The 3,852-nt window shown below is 44.9% G+C and carries 4 protein-coding genes; 2 read left to right on the forward strand and 2 right to left on the reverse strand.

Annotated features, from left to right (window positions below; all coding sequences use genetic code 11):
* Together H6F50_RS19490 and H6F50_RS19495 are read right to left on the reverse strand one after the other, a co-directional pair.
* The coding region (locus H6F50_RS19490; RefSeq protein ID WP_190429975.1) for a WGxxGxxG family protein at positions 1 to 239 on the reverse strand (239 nt) is incomplete at its 3' end.
* Between the two features lie 236 nt (positions 240 to 475).
* On the reverse strand, positions 476 to 619 hold the full coding sequence (locus tag H6F50_RS19495; RefSeq protein WP_190429976.1) for a hypothetical protein: 144 nt from the start codon (positions 617 to 619) through the stop codon (positions 476 to 478).
* 937 nt (positions 620 to 1,556) lie between these two features.
* Here H6F50_RS19495 and H6F50_RS19500 point away from each other — a divergent pair.
* Both H6F50_RS19500 and H6F50_RS19505 read left to right on the forward strand, forming a co-directional pair.
* Positions 1,557 to 2,402 carry a DUF4114 domain-containing protein gene (locus H6F50_RS19500; protein ID WP_190413039.1) on the forward strand — a complete coding sequence of 282 codons (846 nt, stop codon included), beginning with the start codon at positions 1,557 to 1,559 and terminating at the stop codon, positions 2,400 to 2,402.
* A 284-nt stretch (positions 2,403 to 2,686) separates the two neighbouring features.
* Positions 2,687 to 3,852 (forward strand): 5'-3' exonuclease H3TH domain-containing protein (locus H6F50_RS19505; protein ID WP_277879366.1); only part of this gene is annotated, 1,166 nt, incomplete at its 3' end.

Consider the following 3,852-nt stretch of genomic DNA (forward strand, 5'->3'; position numbering starts at 1 on the left):
TCTTCATGCTTGCGACCCGCTAAGCCTGCTAAACCAAGCAGTCCCAGCAAGCCCAACCAGCCCCAATCAAAATTGCGATCGCTTTCAACGGTTCTAACGTCTTGGCGAGCATCGGTGTTTGTAGTTGTATTTGTATCAGTATTCGTTTGAGCAGAAGCAGGCACACTCAAAGGCAGAACCGCCATACTTAAGGAGAGAACGCCAGCTCCAATAAATTTTGATAAATCAGATCGTTTCATAAATAAAGCTCCTTGTCCGCTCTTCACTCACAAACTTATAGATTTCCCTCCAAATCAGAATCAATCTACAGCTATAGATTAAAAACTTCTAGACTCTAACTATAGAGATAGAAAATGTCTCTTCTTTCCACCATTTCCTCCCTCTTTATAATTAGGTAATTTTCAGGGTATAAACCAAATTTAACTTTTTAAGACTGGGGATCAATAATAAGCTTGCGAATTCATGTGAGTTTGGCTTAAGCAGCAGGTAGTAAATGGTAGTCAATGGTGATAGAGGGCTGCTTGGTTTGGTGGCTCTTGCAATCAATCCGCACACCAGGTTGACCAGAAAGTTGCCCGACTGCGGTGAGGGAGCAGCCCATTTCTGGAAAAAGGCGCATGGAATTCTCTTCTAAAGAGACTAAACCTGCAAGGCAAGGGTTCTAAAGTCTCCGTACCGTCTGAACTCTGTTTGATAAAAGCTCTCACAACTTCTGCCCTCTTCATCTGAAGGAGATAGAAGTTGCCAGGCTTTGCTTGTCTCGATAGATAATGCACCCATCAAGGTGCCTCCCTGAGGTGATGAGAATGCTCGCTCCGAGAAATGTTCTTCAACTGATCAACTTCAACTGGTCAATCAGTGTCTCAATCATCGACCGCTTTCGCAACACCGTAAACGTTCTCGTTTACGGTGTTGCAGCCTATCAGCGAAGCAATTGTGGCTGCGGGCAGGGTTTTCAAACCTTTAGAACCAGTTATCGACACCGTAGAACTTTTCTTCTTATCTGAGCATGGGACAAGCAGATGGATGGAGAATTCAGCAGTTTCGGCCTATCTGTTATGGCTGTTCTTTATCCCGAACTCACGGTTACGTAATCTGCGTAGGCTGTCAGCATTGTGCGTATTACCAGTTCCCGCTCGTGTTTTAACCTGACTCTGGAAATTTCCCCATTCTTGAGAATACTGAATTTTTATGGATAGCGCTGTCAAATAAAAAGCGCTATCCGCAAAATCCCTGAAAAGCTTTCAGAATATTTACCGATGTGCTTCAAAAAAAAAGGTTTTGAGGTTGAGGAAAATACTGCTTTAAATTCAAAACTAATTAGTAGCTTTGTAAGTGTATTTAAGGGTTTTACGTAAATATTCAATACTATGAAGAAGCTAAAAAGAATTAGAAAAGCTGTAGACAAAGAATTATGATTTCAGTTATTAATAGACAAGGAAAAGAAAACACACGTCTGCACCGGGCTTCTAAAGTAAAAATAAACTCAATTATTTTGGATGTATTTGCCGGTTGGATGGGGTGAAGTCGTTCATCGCCTTGGTAGAGGTACTCAAATGAAAATCAAACTAATTACTAGTCTGCTCGCCGCTGCTGCTGCCCTGACCGGCGTCATCTCTGCAACTGCACCGGCATCGGCTGAGATTAACTGGGGTTCTGTAAATACTGCACCCACAAAGAATGCATTGAGCCAATCTGATGATTTTTCAAACATCAGCACGCTTATCGATAGCTTAAACACGCAGATCAATAAGTCTCAAGAAAAATACGCATTTCCAGACTTGAGCCTTTTAGGCGGTAAATCATTTGATTTAAGCAAATTAACGTTGCAAAACGATACTGATGTTCGTGCTTACTTCGTCAATGAAGGGGCGGATTATAACAATCAGCTAGGTTATCAAGCACTTGACAGTAACGGCGACATTGTCAAAGATGGAATGGCTTTCTGGGAACTCAACAGCACAGAAAGTATTAGGGAAAACCAAACTAGCTTTACTAATCTAAAGCAAGGAGATTGGGTCAACTTAGGCAACTTCAGTAAAGGTACAACCCTGAATTTCCAGTTGAACGCCAATAGCTTATACGGCACCAGCAACTCCTACGGCATTTACAATTCTGCTTTTAATGCTCCTAACCCTGATGGGCTACAGCACGCCAGAGGATATCTCTTTAACTCCCGTTACCTGGTGATCGGTTTTGAAGATTTGTACGGAGATGGAAGCGAGACTGGCGTGACTCCAGCCTCTGACCGGGATTTCAACGACACAGTTTTCATCGTCGATATCGGCAACCAAAGTCTGCAAAGCGTACCTGAACCATCTGCAACGTTGGCACTGGTAGCTGCAAGTACGTTAGGGATGTTTGGCCTGCGTCGCCGCCGCAACAGCCAAATCAATGGCTAATCCCCTAGCCTATCGCTGATAATCTTTGCAAGTTCAATTAGTCAATAACCCCTGTTTCTAGCCTGCACCCTGCGGGCTTTTTTATTGGAAGCTTATGTAGCAGCTGCTTCGCTGTAAGCTTAGCCAGTGAAGCAGCGCATAGATTAGGATATTTCCCCTAGGGGTAGTTAAAATCATTCAGGCTGAGCCGTGGGATGAGATATCTAACAGCTTGTTCGCCTTAAGCGAGCAATCTGAGGCATTGTAAAGAATATCTGCTCTCTGGCGCTAGCTAAAATAAGGCTATGTCTCAATCTACCTCTGCCTCCAACCCCTCTCACTCCGCTGCTAGCTCATCTGATATGCGGCCTGTCTTCATCCTGGTGGATGGTCACTCGTTAGCCTTCCGCGCCTACTTTGCCTTTGCTAAAGGGCGGGATGGAGGCTTAAAAACAAAGACTGGGATTCCTACCAGTGTTTGTTTTGGCTTCCTCAAGTCGTTACTGGAAGTAATAGCATCCCAGCAACCTCAGGCGATGGCGATCGCATTCGACCTCGGCCTACCCACTTTCCGCCACGAAGCCGACGATACCTATAAAGCTGACCGCGCTGAGACGCCAGAAGACTTTATCATCGACCTGAAAAATCTTCACGACCTTTTAGATGCCTTCAATCTGCCAATTGTGACGGCACCGGGGTATGAGGCAGATGATGTCTTGGGAACGCTGTCACAAAAGGCGAGTGCGGCTGGGTATCGGGTAAAGATTGTTACGGGCGATAGAGATTTATTTCAACTGGTTGACACTGCAAAGGAAATTAGCGTTCTTTATCTCGGTCAAACCTTCTGGCAACGTGGCAGCAATACAGGACCAGTAGAATTTGGGCCAGAGGAAGTTAAAGAGAAACTAAAGGGCATTACACCAGAGCAGGTTGTCGATTACAAAGCTTTGTGTGGCGACGCCTCCGACAATATCCCCGGTGTCAAGGGAATTGGCGACAAAACAGCCGTGAAGTTGCTTACAGAATACGGCTCCCTGGATGGGATTTATGCCTCATTGGATGAGATTAAAGGAGCAGTCAAACAGAAGCTGGAAGCCGGGAAAGAAGAGGCATACCGTTCCCAGCACTTGGCAAGGATCGTTCTTGATGTCCCTCTAGACGTTAGTTTAGAAGACTGCCCGCTGAAGGGATTTGATAACGCCGAGCTAGAACCGCTGCTAGAAAAGTTAGAGTTTAGGACTTATTTAAGCCGAATCCAGCAGTTGCAGCAGGCATTTGGCGGTGTGGCAGAAGAAGCTAAACCCGTTGAATCTAAAGAAGAACTTGAACAAATCACTTTTGATGATGGGGACTCCTGGTTTTTTAGTGCCGCTGACACCGAAGCGGCTAGCAAGGCAGCCACAAATGCTACGAGTAAAATAAGCGCCCAAATTATTGATACTCCAGAAAAACTGACAGAACTGATAAAGCA

This window comes from Coleofasciculus sp. FACHB-712, from assembly GCF_014695635.1.
GTDB lineage: Bacteria > Cyanobacteriota > Cyanobacteriia > Cyanobacteriales > FACHB-T130 > FACHB-T130.

Excerpts from the sequence above, each read along its gene's own strand:
- H6F50_RS19495 (WP_190429976.1), bottom strand. The coding sequence starts at position 619 with ATGCGCCTTTTTCCAGAAATGGGCTGCTCCCTCACCGCAGTCGGGCAA.
- H6F50_RS19500 (WP_190413039.1), top strand. The coding sequence starts at position 1,557 with ATGAAAATCAAACTAATTACTAGTCTGCTCGCCGCTGCTGCTGCCCTG.